Raw genomic sequence first — 4,755 nt, forward strand, 5'->3', positions numbered from 1 at the left:
GGATGTTCAACGCGCGAACTCTAGCGTCGATGCGCAGGGTCCGAACAGAGGTGATCCAAGGCCTGGCTCGGATTCGGAGGCCCAGACCGCTTCGCACGGTTCCGCGGGCCCGCCCGCTCTAGTCCCCGACCGCCGTCCCGATATTGGCGGCGGCGGCGGTATTGGCGGCGGCGTCCGTCACCGTGACCGGAACGTCCGGGCTGGCGGCGGGGGCGTCGGGCATGGCCGGGGCGCCGTGGCTCCTCGGCTTGTCGAGCAGGGCGATGGCGTCGCGGATGAAGGTGGCGTCGGTGACGATGCCGATCTCCAGCCTCTGGTCGTTCAGCTCGACCTGCTGAGTCAGCATGCCGGCGACGAACTGGACGTTCTCGGCCTGGTCGGTGCCCGGGCGGTGGCGGTCGACCTGGGAAATGAACACCGGTCCGCCGGAATTGCCCGGGAAGACCCGGAAGTCGAGCAGGAAGGTGGGCGAGGCGCTGGGGGCGTCGATCGGCGAGGCGACCCGCCCCGAACGCAGGATCGGAAAGCCCGCCGAGTCGGCGGAGAGCCCTTGCGGATAGCCCAGCACCATCATTTCGTCGCCGGGGCCGATAGCGTACTTGGCGAAGGTGTCGCCGCCGGCCAGCCAGTCGAGCGGGATCGCCGACTTGGCGAACTCGGCGGGCGCCTTGACCACGATGGCGGCGACGTCGCGATTGGGATTGTGCGACCAGAGTTCCGCGCTCCTGCTGCGGATCACGATCGGCCGCGGATCGTAGCGCCAGCCGCCATCCTTGCCCTGAAACCGGTAGCCGATATGGGCTTCCGCGCCGGTCATGCGGTTGAGCACGTGGTTGGCGGTGACCAGCACCGTGCGCGGCTTGCCGTCGGCGGTGGGGTCGCTGACCAAAAAGCCGGTGCCAATAATGTGGCTGCCGTCGGGGAGCGCCTGCTCCACCTGGACGGTCGCCTGGATAAGCTGAGCGGAAATATCCACTGACATAAGCCAGCCCCCGAACTTAAGGCCGTTTCGCCATTTGACGCGCACCGCCGCCGCACACAAGCTGCGCCATATCGCGAAAAGACTTGAGGACATTCTCAGCCATGGCCGAGCCGCCGTCGAGTGGGACGAAGGGCCGCAGCGCCGCGCGCCGCCTGGCCCTGGTCACCGGCGCCTCGGCGGGGCTTGGCGAGGCCTTCGCGCGCGCCTATGCGGCCCGCGGCCTCGACGTGGCGCTGGTGGCGCGCCGCGCCGAGCGGCTGCGGGCCCTGGCGACGGAATTGACCGCCACGCACGGGGTCGAGGCCCTGGTCATTCCGGCCGACCTGTCGCTGTTCGAGGCCCAGGCGCCGGTGATGGCGGCCCTGGCCGAGCACGGCCGCGAGGTCGATGTGCTGGTCAATAATGCCGGCTTCGGCATCGCCCAGAGCTTTGCCGGCGTGCCCTGGTCGCGGCAGCGGGACTTCCTGATGACCATGGTGGTGACGCCCTGCGCGCTGGCCTATGCGGTCATCCCCGGCATGGTCGCGCGCGGCGGCGGTTCGATCGTCAACATGGCCTCGCTGGCGGCCTTTTCGCCGGGCGTCGCCGGCAACAGCCTCTATCCCGGCGCCAAGAGCCTGCTGGTCAAGTTCAGCCAGGCGCTGGAGGCGGAGTATGGCGCCAGGGGGATCAAGGTCACCGCCGTCTGCCCGGGCTTCGTGCGCACCGAGTTCGCCCAGGCGGCCGGGACCCACGAGATCATGCAGGCCGAGAACCGGCGGCTCTGGCAGACCGCCGGACAGGTCGCCGAGGCCGCCATCCGCGCCAACGAAGCCGGAAAGCTGGTGCTGGTTCCCGGCTGGCACAACAAGGTGGCGGCGGCGCTGATGAAGACCCTGCCCGGACCGCTGGTGCGGGCGCTGATTTCGGCCGGTTCGGCCAAGTATCATCTGGAGGATCAAGCCTGATGGCCGCGCACTTCGACATCATCATCGTGGGCTCGGGCGCGGGCGGCGGCACCCTGGCCCAGCGGCTGGCGCCGACCGGCAAGAGCATCCTGATTCTGGAGCGGGGCGAGCACGTGCCGCGCGAGGCGAAGAACTGGGACCCGAAGACGGTCTTCCTCGACCGCAAATACCGCACCAAGGAACAGTGGTACGACCGGCGCGGCAAACCGTTCATTCCGAACACCCACTATTGGGTCGGCGGCAACACCACCTTCTACGGCGCGGCCCTGATGCGCCTGCGCAAGGGTGACTTCGACGAGACGACCCATGCCGGCGGCATCTCGCCGAAATGGCCGATCTCGCTGGCCGACATGGCGCCCTATTACATGGAGGCCGAGACCCTGTGGAAGGTGCACGGCGCGCGCGGCGTCGACCCCACCGAGACCGGTGACGAGCCGCCCTACGCCTATCCGGCGCTGAAGCACGATCCGGGCATCGAGCGGCTGAAAAGTCACCTGGAAAACAAGGGCTGGAAGCCGTTTTCGCTGCCGCTGGGCGTCGATCGCGACGAGCAGCACCTGGTGACCAGCCCGTGCATCCGCTGCCAGACCTGCGGCGGCTATCCCTGCCTGGTCAAGGCCAAGTGCGACGCCCGCACTCGCGCCGTCGAGCCGCTGCTCGACCTGCCGAACGTCACGCTGCTGACCGGGCGCAAGGTGGTGCGCCTGGAGACCGACGGCCCTGGCAAGACCGTCACCGAAGTGGTGTGCGAGACCGACCACGGCGAGGAGCGCTGGACCGGCGACATCGTGGCGCTGGCGGCCGGAGCGGTGAACACCGCGGTGATCCTGCAGGCCTCGGCCAATGCGGCGCATCCGAACGGCCTGGCCAACGGCTCCGACCAGGTCGGGCGCAACTACGCCTTTCATACGTTGACCGCGATGGTCTCGATGACCGCCGCGCCGGTGGATTCGACCTTTCCCAAGACGCTCGCGGTGAACGACTTCTACTGGAGGGACCCGGACGGCGGCTTCGACTATCCGATGGGCCATATCCAGCTCCTGGAATACATGACCGGCCAGACGCTGGAGGGCCAGGTCTCCGACTGGCTGCCGCCGGCCCTGGTGCCCGACATCTTCATGAACGCGGTGGCCAGCCGGCTGCTCAGCTTCCTGGTCATTTCGGAAGACCTGCCGATGCAGGATAACCGCGTCCGCCGGGGCGCCGACGGCCGCATCACGCTTGAATATGTCCACAACAATCTCGACGGACACGACCGGCTGGTCGCCAAGCTGCACCAGGCCCTGGTCGGCTTCGTCGACCATGCCCATCCGTTCTCGCAGCATCACGTGCAGCTGGACTCGCTTTTGCCGCTCTACGGCACCGCCCACCAGGTCGGCACCGCCCGGTTCGGAACCGACCCGCAAAGCTCCGTGCTCGACCCATTCTGCAAGGCGCACGAGCTGGACAACCTCTATGTGGTCGATTCCAGCTTCTTCGTCTCCGCCGCGGCGGTGAACCCGACCCTGACCATCGTCGCCAACGCCATGCGGGTGGGCGATCACCTCAAAGAACGGCTGCGATAACGGTCGGACTTTCAACCGCAAGGACGCCAAGGACGCGAAGGGTCCGGTTCACTGCAACGGTTGGCGGACAGGGAAGGCTTGGCGACCTTGGCGTCCTTCGCGGTTCATCTGTCAGAGGCCCACGGGACCACGACAGTCACGTGAAAAAAGCCTGGTGTTCCGCTTTCGCGGGAAGTCGCCTGGCTTTAGGGATAGGGCATGACCAGCCCAAAGCCTCCTGTCGCCGCCAAGGTCCCCAAACACATCACCCAGCTCGGCCGCGAGCGGGTGGACGACTACGCCTGGCTGCGCGACGACAACTGGCAGGCGGTGCTGCGCGATCCGGCGGCGATCCGCGCCGACGTCAAGACCCATCTGGAGGCCGAGAACGCCTACACCAAGGCCATGCTGGCGGCCACCGAACCGCTGCAGGCGACAATGTTCGGCGAGATGAAGGGGCGCATCAAGGAGGACGACGCCTCGGTCCCCTCGCCGGACGGGCCTTTCGACTATTACTGGCGCTACGAGACCGGCGCCCAGCACCCCATCCACGCCCGCCAGCCCCGCGGCGGCGGCGCGGAATCCATCCTGATCGACGAGGAGGCGCTGTCGAAAGGCCACGCCTATTTCCACGTCGGCGCCGCCCATCACAGCCCCGATCACCGCCTGTTCGCCTTTGCGGTCGATGAGCAGGGCTCGGAAGTCTACCGTATCCAGATCAAGGACCTGGCGACCGGCGCGCTGCTGCCCGAGCCGGTGGAGAGCGCCACCGGCGACTTCACCTGGTCGCCGGACTCGGCCTGGCTGTTCTGGATCTGGCGCGACGACAACGGCCGCCCGGCCAAGGTCTTCCGCCGCCCGGCGCGCGGTGGCGCCAAGGACGATGTGCTGGTTTACGAGGAGCCGGACGACGGCTTCTTCCTGTCCATCGGCCGCACGAGTTCCGACGCCTATATCGTCATCGGCGCCGGCGACCATGAGACCTCGGAGGTGCGGCTGATCCCGGCCGCCGACCCCACCGCCGAAGCCCGCGTGGTCGAGCCGCGCACGGAAGGCCTGCGCTACGATGTCGAGCACTGGGACGGCCGCTTCCTCATCCACACCAATGCGGACGAGGCCATCGACTTCAAGGTGGTCGAGGCGCCCGAGGCCGGCCCGGGCCGCGCCAACTGGAAGGACTGGATCGCCCACAAGCCCGGCCAGTTCGTCGTCGGCATCGGCGCCTACAAGGACTGGTTCGTGCGCCTGGTGCGCGAGAACGCGCTCAACCGCATCATCCTCA

The 4,755-nt window shown here is 68.0% G+C and carries 3 protein-coding genes and 1 pseudogene; 3 read left to right on the forward strand and 1 reads right to left on the reverse strand.

The window, feature by feature from the left end; translation table 11 throughout:
- Positions 1-118 precede the first annotated feature (118 nt).
- Positions 119-982: a serine protease gene (locus VGL85_RS17970; RefSeq protein ID WP_331590373.1), complete on the reverse strand. Its 864-nt coding sequence runs from the start codon at positions 980-982 to the stop codon at positions 119-121.
- A 101-nt stretch (positions 983-1,083) separates the two neighbouring features.
- On the opposite strand from VGL85_RS17970, the gene VGL85_RS17975 reads away from it, so the two are divergent.
- The 3 genes and pseudogenes from VGL85_RS17975 to VGL85_RS17985 form a co-directional block, all read left to right on the forward strand.
- A complete protein-coding gene (locus tag VGL85_RS17975; RefSeq protein ID WP_331590374.1) occupies positions 1,084-1,929 on the forward strand; it encodes an SDR family oxidoreductase in 846 nt (281 codons plus the stop codon).
- Entirely contained in the window at positions 1,929-3,494 is a 1,566-nt protein-coding gene (locus VGL85_RS17980) for a GMC family oxidoreductase (protein ID WP_331590375.1), read from the forward strand. The genes VGL85_RS17975 and VGL85_RS17980 overlap by 1 nt, the downstream gene beginning before the upstream one ends.
- 198 nt (positions 3,495-3,692) lie before the next feature.
- Positions 3,693-4,755, forward strand: a pseudogene (locus tag VGL85_RS17985) (S9 family peptidase); the annotation flags it as partial.

The organism is Phenylobacterium sp. (assembly GCF_036501465.1).
In the GTDB taxonomy this organism is placed as follows: Bacteria; Pseudomonadota; Alphaproteobacteria; order Caulobacterales; family Caulobacteraceae; genus Phenylobacterium.